The sequence below is a fragment of the Serratia sp. CY47280 genome, from assembly GCF_052168655.1.
Lineage (GTDB): Bacteria > Pseudomonadota > Gammaproteobacteria > Enterobacterales > Enterobacteriaceae > Serratia > Serratia bockelmannii.
On sequence record NZ_JBJNMG010000002.1, the window covers coordinates 422,877 to 439,738 of the forward strand.

General features: G+C 59.4%; 21 protein-coding genes. 10 read left to right on the plus strand and 11 right to left on the minus strand.

Annotation, left to right across the window (positions count from 1 at the left end; translation table 11 throughout):
* Nucleotides 1-43: 43 nt before the first annotated feature.
* Nucleotides 44-670 carry a LysE family translocator gene (locus ACJ8J4_RS11440; RefSeq protein WP_049295203.1) on the plus strand — a complete coding sequence of 209 codons (627 nt, stop codon included), beginning with the start codon at nt 44-46 and terminating at the stop codon, nt 668-670.
* Nucleotides 671-676: 6 nt separating this feature from the next.
* Here ACJ8J4_RS11440 and ACJ8J4_RS11445 read toward each other — a convergent pair whose 3' ends face one another.
* Together ACJ8J4_RS11445 and ACJ8J4_RS11450 are read right to left on the minus strand one after the other, a co-directional pair.
* The gene (locus tag ACJ8J4_RS11445) at nt 677-1,240 is read right to left on the minus strand and encodes a DedA family protein (protein WP_025301947.1); all 564 of its coding nucleotides are present in this window, start codon (nt 1,238-1,240) and stop codon (nt 677-679) included.
* A gap of 50 nt (nt 1,241-1,290) precedes the next feature.
* Nucleotides 1,291-1,968 (minus strand): DJ-1/PfpI family protein, encoded by a 678-nt coding sequence (locus ACJ8J4_RS11450; protein WP_049295204.1) that lies wholly within the window; start codon nt 1,966-1,968, stop codon nt 1,291-1,293.
* Between the two features lie 91 nt (nt 1,969-2,059).
* Here ACJ8J4_RS11450 and ACJ8J4_RS11455 point away from each other — a divergent pair, with 91 nt between their 5' ends.
* The 3 genes from ACJ8J4_RS11455 to pbpG all read left to right on the plus strand — a co-directional run bounded on the left by ACJ8J4_RS11455 (nt 2,060) and on the right by pbpG (nt 5,233).
* Nucleotides 2,060-3,004, plus strand: a complete 945-nt coding sequence (locus ACJ8J4_RS11455) for a GlxA family transcriptional regulator (protein ID WP_262237022.1) — start codon at nt 2,060-2,062, stop codon at nt 3,002-3,004.
* A 44-nt stretch (nt 3,005-3,048) separates the two neighbouring features.
* Nucleotides 3,049-4,152 carry an adenosylhomocysteinase gene (locus ACJ8J4_RS11460; protein WP_197836982.1) on the plus strand — a complete coding sequence of 368 codons (1,104 nt, stop codon included), beginning with the start codon at nt 3,049-3,051 and terminating at the stop codon, nt 4,150-4,152.
* 151 nt (nt 4,153-4,303) lie between these two features.
* Entirely contained in the window at nt 4,304-5,233 is a 930-nt protein-coding gene (gene pbpG / locus ACJ8J4_RS11465; RefSeq protein ID WP_025301951.1) for a D-alanyl-D-alanine endopeptidase, read from the plus strand.
* Between the two features lie 34 nt (nt 5,234-5,267).
* Here the strand turns inward: pbpG and ACJ8J4_RS11470 are convergent, their stop codons facing one another.
* Complete coding sequence (locus ACJ8J4_RS11470; RefSeq protein WP_016928647.1) at nt 5,268-5,723, minus strand: GNAT family N-acetyltransferase; 456 nt, start codon at nt 5,721-5,723, stop codon at nt 5,268-5,270.
* 76 nt (nt 5,724-5,799) lie between these two features.
* Here ACJ8J4_RS11470 and ACJ8J4_RS11475 point away from each other — a divergent pair, with 76 nt between their 5' ends.
* The 5 genes from ACJ8J4_RS11475 (at nt 5,800) to ACJ8J4_RS11495 (ending at nt 10,390) form a co-directional block, all read left to right on the plus strand.
* Nucleotides 5,800-6,204: a VOC family protein gene (locus tag ACJ8J4_RS11475; protein ID WP_049203833.1), complete on the plus strand. Its 405-nt coding sequence runs from the start codon at nt 5,800-5,802 to the stop codon at nt 6,202-6,204.
* A gap of 119 nt (nt 6,205-6,323) precedes the next feature.
* The gene (locus tag ACJ8J4_RS11480; protein WP_049203834.1) at nt 6,324-7,229 is read left to right on the plus strand and encodes an alpha/beta fold hydrolase; all 906 of its coding nucleotides are present in this window, start codon (nt 6,324-6,326) and stop codon (nt 7,227-7,229) included.
* Nucleotides 7,230-7,413: 184 nt separating this feature from the next.
* Entirely contained in the window at nt 7,414-8,418 is a 1,005-nt protein-coding gene (locus ACJ8J4_RS11485) for a TauD/TfdA family dioxygenase (protein ID WP_025301958.1), read from the plus strand.
* An 11-nt stretch (nt 8,419-8,429) separates the two neighbouring features.
* A complete protein-coding gene (locus ACJ8J4_RS11490; protein WP_025301959.1) occupies nt 8,430-9,347 on the plus strand; it encodes an AEC family transporter in 918 nt (305 codons plus the stop codon).
* Between the two features lie 122 nt (nt 9,348-9,469).
* Nucleotides 9,470-10,390 carry a DUF808 domain-containing protein gene (locus tag ACJ8J4_RS11495; protein WP_049295206.1) on the plus strand — a complete coding sequence of 307 codons (921 nt, stop codon included), beginning with the start codon at nt 9,470-9,472 and terminating at the stop codon, nt 10,388-10,390.
* A 42-nt stretch (nt 10,391-10,432) separates the two neighbouring features.
* Here the strand turns inward: ACJ8J4_RS11495 and ACJ8J4_RS11500 are convergent, their stop codons facing one another.
* From ACJ8J4_RS11500 to ACJ8J4_RS11535, 8 genes are all read right to left on the minus strand, one after another.
* Complete coding sequence (locus ACJ8J4_RS11500; RefSeq protein ID WP_016928643.1) at nt 10,433-10,516, minus strand: membrane protein; 84 nt, start codon at nt 10,514-10,516, stop codon at nt 10,433-10,435.
* Between the two features lie 103 nt (nt 10,517-10,619).
* Entirely contained in the window at nt 10,620-11,159 is a 540-nt protein-coding gene (locus ACJ8J4_RS11505) for a GNAT family N-acetyltransferase (protein ID WP_025301961.1), read from the minus strand.
* Between the two features lie 112 nt (nt 11,160-11,271).
* Nucleotides 11,272-12,297, minus strand: coding sequence for a MerR family transcriptional regulator (locus tag ACJ8J4_RS11510; protein ID WP_264383874.1), 1,026 nt, complete (start codon nt 12,295-12,297; stop codon nt 11,272-11,274).
* A gap of 233 nt (nt 12,298-12,530) precedes the next feature.
* Nucleotides 12,531-12,980 carry a type II toxin-antitoxin system PemK/MazF family toxin gene (locus ACJ8J4_RS11515; RefSeq protein WP_164068149.1) on the minus strand — a complete coding sequence of 150 codons (450 nt, stop codon included), beginning with the start codon at nt 12,978-12,980 and terminating at the stop codon, nt 12,531-12,533.
* 152 nt (nt 12,981-13,132) lie between these two features.
* Complete coding sequence (locus ACJ8J4_RS11520; RefSeq protein WP_025301963.1) at nt 13,133-13,945, minus strand: MetQ/NlpA family lipoprotein; 813 nt, start codon at nt 13,943-13,945, stop codon at nt 13,133-13,135.
* A gap of 129 nt (nt 13,946-14,074) precedes the next feature.
* On the minus strand, nt 14,075-14,926 hold the full coding sequence (locus ACJ8J4_RS11525) for a DUF1460 domain-containing protein (protein WP_043136781.1): 852 nt from the start codon (nt 14,924-14,926) through the stop codon (nt 14,075-14,077).
* Between the two features lie 104 nt (nt 14,927-15,030).
* A complete protein-coding gene (locus tag ACJ8J4_RS11530; RefSeq protein ID WP_148123218.1) occupies nt 15,031-15,573 on the minus strand; it encodes a GNAT family N-acetyltransferase in 543 nt (180 codons plus the stop codon).
* Nucleotides 15,573-16,040, minus strand: coding sequence for an acyltransferase (locus tag ACJ8J4_RS11535; RefSeq protein ID WP_025301966.1), 468 nt, complete (start codon nt 16,038-16,040; stop codon nt 15,573-15,575). The genes ACJ8J4_RS11530 and ACJ8J4_RS11535 overlap by 1 nt, the downstream gene beginning before the upstream one ends.
* 205 nt (nt 16,041-16,245) lie before the next feature.
* On the opposite strand from ACJ8J4_RS11535, the gene ACJ8J4_RS11540 reads away from it, so the two are divergent.
* Complete coding sequence (locus ACJ8J4_RS11540; protein ID WP_019453944.1) at nt 16,246-16,836, plus strand: Yip1 family protein; 591 nt, start codon at nt 16,246-16,248, stop codon at nt 16,834-16,836.
* Nucleotides 16,837-16,862 lie beyond the last annotated feature (26 nt).

Consider the following 16,862-nt stretch of genomic DNA (forward strand, 5'->3'; position numbering starts at 1 on the left):
CTCTGCGCTAGTTTGAATAAAAAATGACAACGGGAGAGTGGGCATGTTGAGCGAGACGGTGCTGTCGATAATAAGCATTACCGGCGCGATTGCGCTGGGGGCGATGAGCCCGGGGCAAAGCTTTATTCTGGTGGCGCGTACGGCGGTGGCTTCCTCACGGGGCGACGGCATGGCGGTCGCGCTGGGAATGGGCGTCGGATGCTTTGTCTTTGCACTGTTGGCCCTGCTTGGGCTGCAGTCGCTGTTGCTGGCGCTGCCGTGGCTTTACGGGACGTTGAAGCTATTGGGCGGCGCCTATCTTATCTATCTGGCGTTCAACATGCTGCGCGGCGCGAACCGGCCGCTAAACGTGGATGGAGTTGGCGGGCAGCCACTGGGATGGCGTAAAGCCTTCACCACCGGTCTGCTGACTCAATTGGGCAACCCGAATACGGCCATCGTTTTTGCCAGCGTGTTCGCCGCGTTGCTCAGCCACGCGATCGCGCCGTGGATGTATGTGGCACTACCCTTGATCGCGCTGGCGGTCGATGTGGCGTGGTACGCCTTTGTCGCCTTCGTGCTCTCTTCGCCGCGCCCGCGCCGGATTTATCTGCACTTCAAGGCATGGTTCGATCGCCTGAGCGGCGGCGTGCTGGCGCTGTTGGGCATCAAGCTGATGCTTAGCCGCTGAGCTTCATTACTCCGGGTGGCGTTTACGCCACCAGAAACGCACCAGCAGGATGGCGGCGATCGCCAGCGCGACAAACAGCAGGCCGGAGAGTTTTTTGTCGAAGCCGGTAACGAAGCGTTCGATCGCCTGGCCACCAAAATAACCGAGCATGACGAAGATCGTCGCCCATAAAATAGCGCCGAGGATATTGAGCGGTACGAAGCGCGACGGCGGCAGGCGGCTGGCGCCGATCAGCACCGGGCCGATGATGCGGAAACCGTACATAAAGCGCACCCCGATAACGAACAGCATCGGGTGGCGAGCGATCAGCCTTCTGGCGCGCGCGATGCGCTTTTCCTGTCCCTTGAGCCGCGAGATGACGCGGCCTTCAAACCGGCGGCCGGCGAAGTACAGCAACTGGTCTCCCATCATGCCGCCCAGCGCCACCACCGCGATCACCCACGGCCAGTGCAGCAGCCCTTCGTGGGCGGCGATGCCGCCCAGCAGCGTGATGGTCTCCCCTTCCGCCAGGCAGCCGATAAACAACGCCCAGTAACCGTAGTCCGTAATGTAGTGGGCCAAATCGGTCATTCCTTACTCCTTATGTGGCTGACGCATAAGGGCAAGTATACGCCCGATCGCTAGCCTTGGGCGATTTGGGCCACCAACGCTCTGCGCCGCGCCAGGCTTTCCGCCATTTGTGCCTGTACCTTGGCGTAAATGTGCGGCGGGGCCAGTTCCGGCGTGCCGCCCTCGAACGGCGGGGCCGGGGCGTATTCCAGATAAAGTTGGATCGTCTGAGCGGTGTCTTCGCCGTGCAGTTCGGCGATCAGCGCCAGCGCGAAATCGATGCCGGCGGTGACGCCGCCGCCGCTGATTACGTTGCCGTCGCGTTCTACGCGAGCAGCGCTGGGTATGGCGCCGAACAGCTTCAGGCTATCGCGCATAGACCAGTGGCAGGCGGCGCGTTTACCCAGCAATAGCCCGGCGGCGGCTAGGATCAGCGAACCGGTACACACCGAGGTCAGGTAGCGAGCATCGGCGCCCAGCCGACGGATTTGCCGCATGAATGCTTCATCCTGTAATGCCTGGGTGCAGCCGCTGCCGCCCGGCACGCACAGCACGTCGCAGCGCGCGATCTCCGGCAGCGGGCGCAGCTGAGTGAAGTGCAAGCCTTCCGATTCGACATCCGCGCCGTCTACCGAAGCGACGATGATTTCCGCGCCCGGCATGCGGCGCAGAAACTGCAGCGGGCCGGTGAAGTCGAGTTGGGTGACGCCTTGATAGATGGGAAATACAATCACGAGTGGTTCAGACATGACATTCGCCTCATTTTTATCGTTGGACCTGGGCCATAATAGCCGCCCTGTTTTTGGCTGATATGACAGATAACCCTCAAAAAGCGCCATCATGAAAACGATCGGTTTTGTGGTCTTTCCCGGTTTCAACCTGCTGGACTTTGCCGGCCCGCTGGCGGCGTTCGATAATGTCAACCAGTTCGCCGATCCGCCGGCCTACCGCTGCGTGGCGATTTCGCCGCAGGGTGGCATGGTCGCCAGCTCGGCCGGGGTGGAGATCGCCACGCAGCCATGCGGCGACGAGCGTTTCGATACGCTGGTGGTGGCTGGCGGCAGCGGCAACGTGATGGCGGCGCAGTCACCGGCGCTGACGGGGTTCCTGACAACCCACAGCCGGCGTGCGCGCCGCATCGCCAGCGTGTGCACCGGCGCGTTTATTCTGGCGGCCTGCGGCTTGCTGGACGGCAAGCGCGCCACCACCCACTGGTATCACGCGGCGCGATTGCAGCAGAGTTATCCGCGTATCCGTGTCGACAGCAACCGCATTTTCATTCGCGATGGCGATATCTGGACCTCGGCCGGCATCAGTGCCGGCATCGATCTGGCGTTGGCGCTGATCGAAGACGATCTGGGCGCCACCCTGGCGGCGGCCGTGGCGCGGCAGCTGGTGGTCTACCACCGGCGCCCCGGCGGGCAGTCGCAGTACTCGCTGCTGCTGGCGCTGAATCCGTCGTCGGATCGCATGCGTGCAGCGCTGTCGTTCGCGCGCGAACATTTGCACCTGCCGCTGTCGGTAGCGGATCTGGCTGACGCCGCCTGCCTGAGCGAGCGTCAGTTCGGCCGGCTGTTCCGCGCCGAAACCGGGCAGACGCCGGCCAAAGTGATCGAGCAGCTGCGGGTAGAGGCGGCCAGGGTACGCGTCGAAGAGAGCGCCGAACCGCTGGAGGCGATCGCCCGTTCGGTGGGGTTCAGCGATCCAGAACGCATGAGACGGGCGTTTATCCGCGTCTTTGGCCTGTCGCCGCAGGCGATCCGCCGGCTCGGCCGCGCGGGATAATTTTTTGCCACGCCTGGCGGCGGGGCACATCAGAGGAGCAACGGATGTATCAGGACTTTGAGAGCGAATTGAGCTGGGCGACGCGTCATATGCCGCGCACCCGGGCGGCGATGGCGGCGTTGCCGGACCTGCACGGGGTGCGGCTGGCGTGCAACATGCACCTGGATTTGAAAATGGCGCCGCTGGTGGCCGGCCTGCTGGACAAGGGCGCGGCGATCTTCCTGACCACCTGCAATCCCACCACGGTGCAGGACGATGTGGTGGCCTGGCTGGAACGGCGGGGCGCGCAGGCCTATGCCTGGCGTGACATGAGCGCCGGCGAATGGTCGGAATCTTTCGACCGCGCGCTGGCCTGGCGGCCGACCCACCTGTGCGAAATGGGGGCGGATCTGACCACCCGTCTGCACCAGTCGCCGGGTGGCCCGCAGATCGTCGCCGGGCTGGAGGCCACCGGCTCGGGCATCAGCCGGTTGAACGGCGTGGCGCCGCGCTATCCGATCTTCAACTGGGACGATCTGCCGGTGAAAGAAGGGCTGCACAATCGGCATATGGTTGGGCTGACCGCCTGGCATACCTTCTTCCAGACCACCCATTTGACGCTGCACGAGAAGCGCGTGCTGGTGATCGGTTACGGCCTGGTCGGGCAGGGGACGGCAGCGGCGGCCAGGGCCTACGGTGGCCAGGTGATGGTGGCGGAAATCGATCCGGCGCGCGCGCTGCAGGCGCGTTATGACGGCTGGCAGGTGGTGGATCTGGCGAGCGCGGTCGCGCAGGCGGACGTGATCGCCACCGCGACCGGCGCGAAAAACGTGCTCTCGGCGCAGCATCTGCAACAGGCGCAGGACGGCGTGTTTATCCTCAACGTCGGCCACGTGGCGGAAGAGATCGACGTCGGCTTCCTCAAGGGCTTGCCGCACCACGAGCCGATGCCTTATGTGAACGCTTACCAACTGAATGAAAAGACGGTCTATTTGCTGGCCAATGGCTCGATGTTCAACCTGACCGCCGGCTATGGCGACAGCCTCAACGCCTTCGACGTGACGCTGGCGGTGATGGCGGCCGGCATCGGCCATATCGTCGGCGCCGGGGCGCGGCAAACGCCGGGGCTGTACCTGCTGCCTCAGTCGGCCTGGCAGCCGGCGCTGTAACTTTTTCTACGCGGGCGTTCATCCCAGAGCGCCCGCGGGCTGCGTCGTTTTTCGGCCGACAGAATTTGTCACAAATCCGCCATACAATCCCAGTGCCAAGCGCTGAACCCTCACATATAATTCGCTGAGTTCAAGCCCCCATTTCAGAGTAATGCCTGTGAAAATACGTGTTTTGGTTCTGACCCTGCTCGCTTTGCAGGCGGGCGCAGGCTTTGCGCCGCGCGCGCTGGCCAGCGACAACGCCGCCGCCGTACACGCCACCCAGCCGGAGCTGGCCTCCGGCAGCGCGATGGTTGTCGATATGCAAACCCATAAGGTGATGTACGCGCGCAACCCGGATGAAGTGGTGCCGATCGCCTCGATCACCAAGCTGATGACCGCCATGGTCACGCTGGACGCGCACCTGCCGCTCGACGAGATGCTGTCAGTGGACATCCACCAGACGCCGGAGATGAAAGGGGTGTATTCGCGGGTACGGCTGAACAGCGAAATCAGCCGCAAGGACATGCTGCTGCTCGCGCTGATGTCGTCGGAAAACCGCGCGGCCGCCAGCCTGGCGCACCACTATCCGGGGGGCTACAACGCCTTCATCAAAGCGATGAACGCCAAGGCCAGGGCGCTCGGCATGACCAATACCCATTATGTGGAACCGACCGGGCTCTCTATTCATAACGTGTCGACGGCGCGCGATCTGACCAAGCTGCTGATCGCCACCAAACAATACCCGTTGATCGGCCAGCTCAGTACCACCACCGAACGCATGGCCAGCTTCAAGGATCCCAACTACACGCTGCCGTTCCGCAACACCAACCACCTGGTGTACAACCCGAAATGGAACATTCAGCTGACCAAGACCGGCTTCACCAACCAGGCGGGGCACTGCCTGGCGATGCGCACCATGATCGGTAACCGCTCGGTGTCGCTGGTGGTGCTGGACGCCTTCGGCAAATATACCCACTTCGCCGACGCCAACCGTCTGCGCAGCTGGATCGAAACCGGCAAGGTGACGCCGATCCCGGCCGCCGCCCGCGACTATCGTCGCCAAAAAGACGCCAGCCTGGCGAAAAACGCCACCGAATGACCCGCCTGGCGGCCTGCTCATTTGCAGCAGGCCGCTATCGGCCCTCGGGCCGCCTGATGACAAATCCCCGCTCGCGATCGCCGTCGAAACCTGCTTTGAGATAAAGCTGGTGCGCGCCGGTGCGTTGCTGCCCCGACAGCAGCATCACCTTGTAACAGCCCTTGCGCCAGGCCAGCTGCAGCGCGTATTCGATCATCGCGAGCGCCACGCCGTGGCCGCGATAGGGCTCCGCCGTCACCACATGCTCAATAACACCGAACGGCTGCGCCTGGTGTGCCAGCCCCGGGATCAGCGCCAGCATGCAGGTGGCGATCGGTTGTTCCTCGTCCGCTGCCACCACCAGACGGATCGCCGGATCGTCCAGCAGACGTTGCAGGGTTCGGCGCGCATCGTCGGCGCGCAGCGGCGCGTCCTGCGGGCGCAGCTCGCGATACAAGGCTAACAGGCCGTTGAGATCGTCCGGCTGCGCCAGGCGATGAATGATGCTCATGGTTGCTCCTTTCCGCCGCTTCAACGGTAATCCGCTATCCTCCATTAATACCACAACGTTTGCCGGAGGGGATGTTATGAGTCAGGTTTCGACCTTTGTCATGTTCCAGGGAGAGGCGCAGCGGGCGATCGATCTCTACAGCCAGGTGTTCGAGCGTTTTCGGCTCATGCAGGTACAGCATTACGACCCGACGCCGGACGGCCGGCGATTGATCAAGCATGCTGCCATCGATTTCGATCGGCAGAACCTGGTGTTTATCGACAGCCCGATCAGCCATGACTTTAGCTTTACCCCGGCGGTGTCGCTGTTCATCAACCTGCCTAACGAAGAAGCGTTGGAGCGGGCGTTCCACCGGCTGGCGGAGGGCGGCAAGGTGCTGATGCCGCTCGATGACTACGGCTTCAGCGCCCGTTTCGGCTGGCTCAACGATCGTTTCGGCCTTTCCTGGCAGCTCAATGTGCCGGCGGGCGATCTGCCCTGACGCTAAGGGAGAATGTGCAAAAGAATGGTAATTACTGCTGTTATTTCATATTGTTATAACCATTTTGGCGAGGAGCTTTGCCGTAGGAAATACCGACAATATTCATGGAAAGGTGCGCTTTGATTGATTTTGACCGCTATGTTGAGCAAGCGAAGTCTTACGGTGAGTGGCCGGGCGGGCATGTGGACATGTCGTCCGGTCGTATAGATGGGTTGAGCTATCGTCTGTATCGGCACACTGCCGAGAGTGAAGACGTGATCCTGGTCTATCACGGCGGCGGGGTTAACAGCGCCGCCGGGTATGACGTCCTTGCGCGCCAGTTGGCGGCCGAGCCAACGCTCGCGGTGTGCCTGGTCGATATTCGCGGACATGGCGATTCCACGGGAGAGCGGGGAACGGTTGAGCGGCCTGAGCGTATTTGGCGCGATGTCGATGTCATCCTGGCGGAAATGCGCCTGCGTTTTCCGTTGGCGCGCAGGCACCTGCTTGGCCATTCCAGCGGCGCCGGGATGTTGCTCAACTACTTGACCCGTTATCCTTGCGAGCTGCAGGCGGACAGCCTGATCATGCTGGCGCCCGAACTGGGGCCATTTTCCGGCATAGCCCGCGATCTGACGGCGGCGGCCCGTTTTGCTCAGGTGCGCCAATGGCCCTTTGTGGCCAATGCGCTCAGCGGTGGGCGATGGTTCGGGCAATCTCGGGCGGTCAGCCTGAATTTTCCCCCAGCCGTGCTGGCCGCCGCCCCCGATTTTGTCTGTCAATACAGCGTCAATATGGCTAACGCGTTGACGCCTCGCGCCCCGGCCAAGCAACTGGCGGCGCTGCGATTACCGACTTTGCTGCTGGCGGCCGCGCAGGATGAGCTGTTCAGCGCGCAATCCTTGCAGCGTTTCGTCGAACAGCATGGCAGTGCGCATGTTGCCTTTGGCTTGCTTGAGGGCAGTACGCATTTATCGTGCGTTTTTGAGGCCCACGGTCATGTCCTGCGCTATCTCTCGGGCGTATTCGCTATCGCATCCGATTGAGACGTATGCGCGTAGCTGTTTGTTTATTAATCACTTCTTCTCCACCGCTAACTGGACGGAGGAGTGGTGATTAAGATCACGAAATTAGTTAATAAATCTTTATGAATTTGATTGCATAATGTTAACATCCTGCCGCTTTCATTAGGCTTGCTAATGATATTCTTATTGTCAAGGAATGCTCAGGATGGATTACCAAAACGTCTTTCAATTGACGGATCAGGAAAGAAACGAGTTATTTTCGGCATTAGATAAAATTGCTTACGATCCCGCCGGCGGTGATGCGTATATTCACGCTATACGTTCGGCCATGATCACCCACTTACCCCACAGATTAAGTGCCGCATTAAGCCAGCAAAAGGCGTCAATCAAACCACGGCCTTATCTTATTTTAAAAAATGTGCCGGTGGATAAAGAAGTGTTCTTTTCCCCTTGTCCGAACCAATATACGCCTTCGGCCAAATCAGGGAATATCAGTGAAAACCTGTTGGTCGGCATCTCTTCGCTAATTGGTGAACCCTATTCGATGTATTTCGAAGGGAAAGAACTGATTAATAATCTGATCCCCAAACGCGAAGCCAAAAAAGAATATACCGGTCTGGGGTTCGATGTTGAATTGGATTTCCATATTGAAAATGCGGCCCTGAAACACCTGGAACAGTTCAACGTTTCGCCAATGGGATTGCTGTTGGCCGGCGTGCGCCGCGATCCGCACAGCCCGATGACGCGCATCTCCGATTCGCGTTTGGCTATCGCTCAACTGAGCCGCGAGGACGTCGAAACGCTGGCCAGCCCACTGTACAGCATCAAGCTGCCATACCGTTGGCGCCAGTCCACGCAGGCCGGGCGCGAAGAAACCGCTCTGGTACCGCTGATTTCGCAAAACCATGTTCTGCCGGATGTGAGCGCCGTTTTCTATCCCGGCATGATTGCGGCCAGCACGCCGCGAGCGGAAGCCGCGCTCGAGCGTTTCTACGGGCTGGTGAAAGAAAATGCCATCGGCATCGATATTTGCCCGGGCGATTTGGTGTATATCGATAACCGTTTTGCGCTGCATTCACGCGATAAATTCACGCCATCTTTCGATGAAAGAGATACGCCGTTGCGCTGGGTGCAACGCGTCTTCATTTCGGCAAGCTTGTGGAATCACCGCAACCTCAATCAGGTTGAAGAGCGTATTTTTTCGATTTAAGGTTATTATTCATGCTGAACGTTTTTCTTTCTATATTGCCGATTTTTTTGTTAATCGTGCTGGGCTATTTGTCAAAACTCTATGTTAAAGACGTTGCCGTATTTTGGGGCTTCTCAGACAAATTCGTTTATTACCTGTTTTTTCCGGCGCTGTTGATATTGGATATCAGCGAGGCGGATTTTAGCGGCGCGGACAGCTTTTATCCCGTTGTGGCGACCATAGTTTCCACGCTGGCCATCGCGTTGATTATTTTCGTTGGCAAACTATTTTTCAATACGTCGGCCGATCTGTTTACCTCTATTTTTCAGGGCGGAGTCAGATACAACTCTTATGTATTCATCGCGCTGTCGCAATCGCTGTTCGGCAGCGAGGGGGTGGCGCTGTCCGGTTTCTTCGTGGCCTATATGATCATTCTGACCAACATCATGAGCGTGTTGGTGATGAACCATTACGGCACCGGCAGCAAGAAAAGCCTGAGCGGCGCGCTGCTGGCGCTGACGAAAAACCCGCTGATCATCGGCGCGTTGTTCGGGGTGCTGATGAACCTGTGCAACCTGCACATCACCGGCGCGCTTAAACAGCTGTTCGTTTATCTCTCCAACGCCGCCACGCCGCTGAGCCTGATGTCGGTCGGCGCAGGGTTGATCGTCAGCATGCATATTCGCAAGCTGGTTTCCATCTCTTATGCGACCGTGCTGAAACTGGTGGCCATGCCGCTGATTACCATTGCGCTGGTGCACTATTTCGGCGCCACCGGCGTGCCGGCCAGCATCGCCATTCTCTACTCCGCCGTGCCTTGCGCCGGCAACGCCTATATCCTGGCGCGGCAAATGGGGGGCGATCATGAAGCGATGGCCTCCATCATCACCTGGACGACGCTGCTGTCGGTGATTACCGTCACCTTCATCCTGGGCAGCGTAGCGCTTTAACGTCGGCGCCGGGCGGCAATCGCCCGCCCGGCATTTTCCGAGATCCTCCCATATCCTTTCATGATGCTTTACCGCTATGCTAAACATAGAATGGCCCGTGAATATGAAAAGGATGAATTATTTTGGCAGGAAGTAGCTTACTTACCCTCATCGACGACATTGCCTCGTTGCTGGACGATGTCTCGTTAATGAGCAAGATGGCGGCGAAAAAAACCGCCGGGGTGCTGGGGGACGATCTGGCGCTCAACGCGCAGCAGGTCACCGGCGTTAAAGCCGACCGCGAGCTGCCGGTGGTGTGGAGCGTCGCCAAAGGCTCGCTGATCAACAAGACGATCCTGGTGCCGCTGGCGCTGCTGATCAGCGCCTTCGCGCCCTGGGCGATTACGCCGCTGCTGATGGTGGGCGGCGCCTATCTGTGTTACGAAGGGTTCGAAAAGGTGTTTCACAGCCTGAGCCACGGCAAGGCGGCGCAGGAGGAAAAATCGGACGGGCCCGGCGCCAATGAGGACGCCGCGGCTTATGAGAAGCGCAAGGTGAAGGGGGCAATACGCACCGACTTCGTGCTGTCCGCCGAGATTATCGCCATTACCTTGGGCACCGTCGCCGGCGCCACCTTTAGCCAGCAGGTGATCGTCTTGTGCGGCATCGCCGTTGTGATGACGCTCGGCGTGTACGGCATCGTCGCCGGCATCGTTCGGCTGGACGATCTGGGGCTATATCTGAGCCGCAAACGCAGCGCAGTGGCGCGCTCCCTCGGCGGCGGCATCGTGCGCGCCGCGCCTTATCTGATGAAAACGCTGTCGATCGTCGGCACTGTCGCCATGTTTATGGTCGGCGGCGGCATCCTGACCCACGGCCTGCCGCCGGTGCATCACCTGTTCGAAGACTGGGCCTCGTACACCACCGTGGTGCCGACGTTTGGCCATCTTTTGCAGGGTGTGGTTCCGGCACTGCTGAACGTGGCGTTCGGGCTGGTGGCCGGCGGCGTGGTGCTGGCGGTGGTGTCGGCGCTGGGCGCGGTACGCGCGCGTTTCAAGGCATGATGAAAAGTCTCGCCCCGGAAGGGGCGGGACGTATGAGACGGATTAAAAGATCAGTTTGAGAACGCCGGTAATCGTCAACAAACCCACGATGAAGATGATGGCGACAATCCACAGAATAATTTTCATTCACTTCTCCCTTACCGGTTAGATGGCGTGCGCGATTGGCGCTAACTCAATGAAATCCCTCTTCACTATAGACGCTAACTTCCTATCGTGCGTCGCCATGCATTCAAGGATGCCGATTGTCGCCGTCACCCAGCGCGCGCTGCATAATCTGCGTGTCACGCCATTCCCCCAGTTTGAACCCCACGGCCTTTAACGTTCCGGCGCTGGTAAAGCCGAGCGACTGGTGTAGCGCCAGCGAGCCGTGGTTGGCGGCGGAATCGCCGACGATCGCCAGCATCTGGCGCCAGGGGCCTTGCTCGCAGCGGGCGATCAGCGCGCTCAGCAGCGCCTTGCCGACGCCTTTCCCCTGTTGCCCTTCGGCGATATACACCGAGTCTTCTACGGTAAAGCGATAGGCCGGCCGGGGGCGATATGGCGTGGCATAGCAGTAGCCCATAACACGGCCTTCGCTTTTCGCCACCAGCCAGGGCAACCCGGCTTCCCGCACCTTGCCTAGCCGCAGCTGCATTTCCGCCAAGGTCGGCGGCTGTTCTTCAAACGAGGCGGCACCGTACAGCACGTGGTGAGTGTAAATTTGCAGCACGGCGGCCATATCGTCCGGCGTGGCATCGAGGAGGCTGAGTACGGGAGCGGAGAGCGTCATGGTAATGCCTGTTTACCTTGGAAATCAGCGGATAAACGCCATTATGCGCGCCGCTCGCCGCCGGGATAAATCGGGTTTTCTTATGGTGAGATAAGAAAATCCTATGAGCTATTCAGCCGCGCATCAGCCGGGCCACGGCCTGGCGCAGATAGGCCAGCAACGGCGGAGTCAGCCAGGTGCCCTCGGTCAGCGAGGGTTCCCGTTCCATCGCTTCACGGATCTTCATCTGCGTCGCCGGGTTGGTGCCGGCATAGGATTGGAACAGCGCCAGCCAATCGGCCGCCAATCGCACCGCCTCCGGCGAATCGGCAGGTATGCCGTCGTTCATTGCTTGATGGAATTGAGCGATCAGAGCCGGCCACTCCTGCAGGCGGGTGAAATAGTGTTGACGCACGTAGGCGTACTCTTCCACCGACAGGTATTTTTGATAGACAGCCAGCTTGGTTTCGGCAAAGGCGCGGGTGATGTAGTCCGTCATCGTCGGTGTAATGCCGGTCTGTTCGCGCATCGACGGTTCGTCGGCGTGCATGGCGTTAAGCCGGGTGAGAAAGGCCGGGTTGCCGGCGGTGTCGCGTTCCAGCATCAGCATCCAGCGGCGTGCCATCGCCTGAGCCTGTGGCGCCTGAGGTTCGATGCCTTCCGCCATCAGTTGTCCCACGCTGCTCACCAATGCAGCCCATTCCTGATTGCGGGTGGGATCAGCTTGGTAGAATGGTAGTTGCATCAGCTCATCGGCGGTAAAGTATTTATCGTACATGGTCATTAACTCCAACGTAGTCAGCCAGTCGTTCAGTTCCGGTTCGTGCCCGGCGGAAAGTTGGGCATGCATGTGCTGCAGCCGGCCGCGCAATGCGGCGATCTGTGCCAACTGCTGCTCCAACATGGCGATCTGCTGCTCAATCACCGCCGGAAGCGCTGGCCCTGAACGCGCGAGAATTGCCCCGACTTTCGCCAGCGAAACGCCCATCCGGCGCAGCGCTTGGATGTGATGCAAGCGGGTGATGTCAGCCCGGTTGTATAAACGATAACCAGCGTCGGAACGCGCAGAAGGGACCAGCAAACCAATGCTGTCATAGTGATGCAGTGTGCGAACGGTAATGCCGGAACGGCGCGCCAGTTCGCCGACTTTCAATAACATATGTAGCTCCTCCCTTGTGCGTGCCGGGATACTAAAGCCTGACGCCACGTAAGGGTCAAGAGCGGGAAGAAAAGATGACGTTTTAAAAATCGGTAGGCGCCAGAGAGGCAAAAGCCCAGCTGGATGGCTGGGCTTCGCAGGTCCCTGAAAGGGAGGGTATAGCATAAGGGCCTTTATCGGCTACGGCGACAATTTCACCTGATTTGTCTATTTTGTCAACAACAGCGTACTGGTCAGAACAGCATATTTTTGGCATTGATCGACTTAATGACGGCGCGTTGTATGTCAGCAACAAGCTCGCGCGACAGACACTGGGTAAGAAAGCCTCTCTCTTTACGGGCTCTGTTCAGCCGTTGGCGGCTGACTTGCTGCACCAGATCGCCCTTTGCCCAGCGCGTTTGCGGATGAAAGAATCTCATATCTTCGATGAGTTCACGCGTAATTTCGATGTGCAATCCCCGTTCGATCTTGTTCGAATCTCTGGTGGTCGACAGCGGTACGATAATGCAGGCGTTGCCGTTAATTTTGCCGTTTAACACAACAACTAAACGGTTCTTCACCATTTCTGGTGGAATGTGGCCACCATAAAAGCCGGCTTCATGCGGTTGGCAGACTGATAGGGGATAGTTGCCATAGTTGCACTCGAGAATTTCCCCGACCTTGGGGGCAAATTTGATCGGCATCGATACACTCCTTTGTTGTGAACAATCCGTGTTATGGAGGAATGAGCATGCGGGCGTTTTGCTTTTAGAGAAAGGTGTGGCGTAAGGAAACGGGGAATGAAAGTGAAATATTGCGGATTCGTGCGCAGAATCCGCCTTGATGGTGGCCGAATTTACCAGCCTTTCACCGCGCCGCCGTTGAAGATTTTCTCGGCGGCTTTGGCGACTTCGTCCGACTCATAGGCCTTGATGAAGTTCTGTACGTTTGGCGCGTCCTTGTTGTCTTCGCGGGTGACGATGATGTTGGTGTACGGCGAGTCCTTATCCTCGATGAAGATGCCGTTTTTGGTCGGCGACAGGCCGGTCTGGTTGATGTAGGTGGTGCTGATGACGGCGACGGTGACTTTCGGATCGTCTAACACGTGCGGCAGCTGCGCACCTTCCAGCTCCATGATCTGGTAATGATGCGGGTTGGCGCTGATATCCAGCGCGGTGGGCAGCAACCCTTTGCCAGGCTTCAGGCTAATCAGCCCGGTTTTTTCCAGCAGCAGCAGGGCGCGCCCCAGGTTGGTCGGATCGAGCGGGATGGCGATCACCGCGCCGTCCGGCAGCTCTTTCAGCGATTTTATCTTTTTGGAGTAGCCGGCCATCGGGAACACGAAGGTATTGCCGACCGCCACCAGCTTATAGCCGTGATCTTTGTTTTGCTGTTCGAGGAACGGGCGGTGCTGAAACACGTTGGCGTCCAGTTCGCCTTTGTCGGTGGCGTCGTTCGGCAGCAGCGAACCGCTGAAGCCGACCAGCTCGACGTCCAGCCCGTATTTCTCTTTCGCCACCTGCCTGGCGACTTCCGCCACGTCCTGTTCCGCGCCGTTGATGACGCCGACTTTGATATGGTTTTGGTCGGTTTTTTGATCGCAGCCCTGAAGCGCCAATACGGCGGCGAAGGCCGCCGCCAGAGGGGTGATACGCCAGCGTAAGGTCATCGAAGTCTCCCTGAAAAAAACAATAAAATCAGTTGGTTTTTGTCCTTACAGCTAAGCCTGAACCGCCGGTGAAGTCAAACGCTCGTTCAGCATAAACGGCTATAGCTTATAGCCGTTATGCGGCGGTGATTATCGGCTGAGCGAACGCAGCACCACGATGCCCGGCGTAGCCATCACGTAATCCATAAAGGGTGAGTCGACGACCTGCATGTTGGCCTTGCGCGAGGAGGCGTTGCGCAGCACCGGGCCATGGTCGGTCATCACGAAGATGCCGGTGTGGGTCACGTCCAGCCCGGCGAGGTTGGTGTAAATACCGATGTAGTCGCCGGTGCGCAGCTGGGCCAGCACCTTGTCGTCGACGTTGTCGCTGGGAATGTAGGTGACGCTGCGCTGCACGTTGGGCAAGCCGGGCAGGTAGCTGCTGCCGTCCGCCTTTTGATTGAGGTTTTTCACGAGGGTGACGGCGTGCGGGCTGAGCTGGGCGGTGATGTCTTCGGCCACTTTTTTCGGCCGCTGCGCCCAGTCGGTGAAGAAGTGTTTGCGCTGCGGGAAGGCGATGTTGCCGTCGACGTAGCGAATGTCTACCAGGCGCTGAACGAACTCGGCTTCGCTGCGGGCGGTGCTGAGCGCTTCCACATAATCGATGTAGGTGAAGCAATCCAGTCCGCGGAAGTCGATCACCAACTGCTCGGGCGTGTTCTGCGAACCGATCAGACGGTTGGCGAGATACGGCGTGCCGAGAAACTCGCGCGAAATCAAATCGACGGTGCGACCATGCGGCTGCGCGGCGGGCCAACCGGCGCGCAGCGCGAGGATCTCACGCAGCTTGCTGCGGGTGCTGGCGTCCATCTCCGGCTGCACGCCCGGCGGCGAAACGGTGACGTCGGTCGGCGGCGTCGCGGGGGAGACGGCGGTGGAGCGTTCGGCGCATCCGCTCATAGCGATAGCTAACATCAGTAAAACAGCCTTGTTCTTGTTCATACGGCCCTCCCTGGGTGTCGCTGGCTTATCAGAGTAAGTGATAACAGTTCTCATCCGATGGTAGGGGTTAAAAAGTAAACATCACCTCAATGGCAATCGATAAATCAGTAACCGATTTCGCTATTGAACGGCAAATACCAGAACAGCGCGATTTCGTGATCGGCGATCTCCGGTTCGGCGCGGTACAGCAAACGGTCGATGCCGCCGAGGATAAACCCGTAATGCTGGTAACAGCGGCAGGCCGCCAGATTGTTGTTCTGCGTTTCGAGCATCATACCTGAGGTTTCCTGCTGCCGCGCCCACCGTTTGGCGCAGTCCAGCAGTGCCCCGGCGATGCCCTGACGGCGCGCATGAGCGCTGACGGCGATCTCGTCGATCAGGGTGTAACCGTTCCAGTTTTTGCTCAGCGTGATATGGCCAACGGCGTCGTTCTGACGATACGCCAGGAAGGTAGTACTGTCTTCGTTGGCGAACGGCGCCAGCGGATACCGTTTGCGAAATGGCGCCACCGGGCGGGTTGGCCAGCTGTCGACCGGGCTGTCGAACTGCGGCAGAGCGTAACAGGCGATGGTGAAGCTGAAATCGCCGCGGGCCAGATAATCGTCGGGCAGCGCCTCAATGGCCGCGATGCGGATGGCCGGGTTCATTACGGCAGCTCCCGCAGCAGACGCGCCGGGTTGCCGGCGTAGATCCCCTTGCGGGTGATGTCGCGGGTCACCACCGCCCCGGCGCCGATCACCGCGTCGTTGCAGATCTCTACCGCCAGGATCGTGGCGCCGGAGCCGATGGACACCCGATCGCCGATGCGCGTGCGCCCCCAACTGGCCGGATCGGCGTTGGGCGCGCCCTCTTTGAACAGATCGTTGGCGAAGGTGACGCCGTGGCCGACAAAGCACGCTTCGCCGAGGGTGACGTATTCGCAGATAAAGCTGTGCGACTGAATTTTACTGCGTGCGCCGATGCTGACGTGGCGCTGGATCTCGACGAACGGGCCGACGAAGACATCGTCGCCGAGCCGGCAGCCGTAAAGATTGCAGGGCTCGACAACGGTAACGTTGCGCCCGGCGTCGACGTCGACGATCCCCGCCTGACGGGTGGTGATTACGGATGACATGACCTTCCTCGCAGCCTGGTTTTTATGGTGGGAGTATAAGACAAAGCGCTGCGGCGTTGCGCTTTCCGCACGTTTTTTCGCCGAAAGACTATAATTAGTACAGGGGAGAGAGCCCCGTGGCCGCAATCCTCGCACGGGTAGCAGTCCGTCGGAGGTGTGAAATTCGTTCGCCGATCGCGGCCTACGGCGAGATAGGAGGTGTCTCATGGTCAGTCATGTTTGGGGACTTCTGGCGCATCCCAGCGCCGAGTTCGAACAGATCAAAAGCGAGAATGAAAGCGTCTCGCACCTATACACCCATCACGTGTTGCTCTTGGCAGCCATCCCGGTGGTCTGCGCCTTTATCGGCACCACCCAGTTGGGCTGGCTCTCCGGCGAGGGACATGCCATCAGGCTCGACATGTTTACCGCGTTTTATACCGCCGTGGCGTTCTACCTGCTGATGCTGGCGGGCGTAGCGGCCATGGGGAAAGTCATTCACTGGATGGCGCGGCGTTATGAATCGCGCCCCAGCCTGCACCGCTGCATGGTGTTCGCCGGCTACGTGGCGACCCCGATGTTCCTCAGCGGGGTAGTGGCGCTCTATCCGGTCGTCTGGCTGTGTCTGTTTGTCGGCATTATCGGCCTGTGCTATTCGGGCTATCTGCTGAATCTGGGGATCCCGCACTTCCTGAATATCGACAGTAAGGAAGGGTTCATCTTCTCCAGCTCGACCTTCGCCATCGGCATTCTGTTGCTCGAGCTGCTGCTTGGGGTGACGGTGCTGCTGTGGGGGTACGGTTCCTGGTTGTTCTGAGTTAACGGCTGTTGTTGCCCCCGCGC

Excerpts from the sequence above, each read along its gene's own strand:
- ACJ8J4_RS11500 (WP_016928643.1), bottom strand. The coding sequence starts at position 10,516 with ATGAAAATTATTCTGTGGATTGTCGCCATCATCTTCATCGTGGGTTTG.
- ACJ8J4_RS11445 (WP_025301947.1), bottom strand. The coding sequence starts at position 1,240 with ATGACCGATTTGGCCCACTACATTACGGACTACGGTTACTGGGCGTTG.
- ACJ8J4_RS11485 (WP_025301958.1), top strand. The coding sequence starts at position 7,414 with ATGGATTACCAAAACGTCTTTCAATTGACGGATCAGGAAAGAAACGAG.
- ACJ8J4_RS11475 (WP_049203833.1), top strand. The coding sequence starts at position 5,800 with ATGAGTCAGGTTTCGACCTTTGTCATGTTCCAGGGAGAGGCGCAGCGG.
- ACJ8J4_RS11490 (WP_025301959.1), top strand. The coding sequence starts at position 8,430 with ATGCTGAACGTTTTTCTTTCTATATTGCCGATTTTTTTGTTAATCGTG.
- ACJ8J4_RS11440 (WP_049295203.1), top strand. The coding sequence starts at position 44 with ATGTTGAGCGAGACGGTGCTGTCGATAATAAGCATTACCGGCGCGATT.
- ACJ8J4_RS11470 (WP_016928647.1), bottom strand. The coding sequence starts at position 5,723 with ATGAGCATCATTCATCGCCTGGCGCAGCCGGACGATCTCAACGGCCTG.
- ACJ8J4_RS11505 (WP_025301961.1), bottom strand. The coding sequence starts at position 11,159 with ATGACGCTCTCCGCTCCCGTACTCAGCCTCCTCGATGCCACGCCGGAC.
- ACJ8J4_RS11525 (WP_043136781.1), bottom strand. The coding sequence starts at position 14,926 with ATGAACAAGAACAAGGCTGTTTTACTGATGTTAGCTATCGCTATGAGC.
- ACJ8J4_RS11510 (WP_264383874.1), bottom strand. The coding sequence starts at position 12,297 with ATGTTATTGAAAGTCGGCGAACTGGCGCGCCGTTCCGGCATTACCGTT.
- ACJ8J4_RS11455 (WP_262237022.1), top strand. The coding sequence starts at position 2,060 with ATGAAAACGATCGGTTTTGTGGTCTTTCCCGGTTTCAACCTGCTGGAC.
- ACJ8J4_RS11530 (WP_148123218.1), bottom strand. The coding sequence starts at position 15,573 with ATGAACCCGGCCATCCGCATCGCGGCCATTGAGGCGCTGCCCGACGAT.
- ACJ8J4_RS11450 (WP_049295204.1), bottom strand. The coding sequence starts at position 1,968 with ATGTCTGAACCACTCGTGATTGTATTTCCCATCTATCAAGGCGTCACC.
- ACJ8J4_RS11535 (WP_025301966.1), bottom strand. The coding sequence starts at position 16,040 with ATGTCATCCGTAATCACCACCCGTCAGGCGGGGATCGTCGACGTCGAC.
- ACJ8J4_RS11515 (WP_164068149.1), bottom strand. The coding sequence starts at position 12,980 with ATGCCGATCAAATTTGCCCCCAAGGTCGGGGAAATTCTCGAGTGCAAC.
- pbpG (WP_025301951.1), top strand. The coding sequence starts at position 4,304 with ATGCCTGTGAAAATACGTGTTTTGGTTCTGACCCTGCTCGCTTTGCAG.
- ACJ8J4_RS11520 (WP_025301963.1), bottom strand. The coding sequence starts at position 13,945 with ATGACCTTACGCTGGCGTATCACCCCTCTGGCGGCGGCCTTCGCCGCC.
- ACJ8J4_RS11540 (WP_019453944.1), top strand. The coding sequence starts at position 16,246 with ATGGTCAGTCATGTTTGGGGACTTCTGGCGCATCCCAGCGCCGAGTTC.
- ACJ8J4_RS11460 (WP_197836982.1), top strand. The coding sequence starts at position 3,049 with ATGTATCAGGACTTTGAGAGCGAATTGAGCTGGGCGACGCGTCATATG.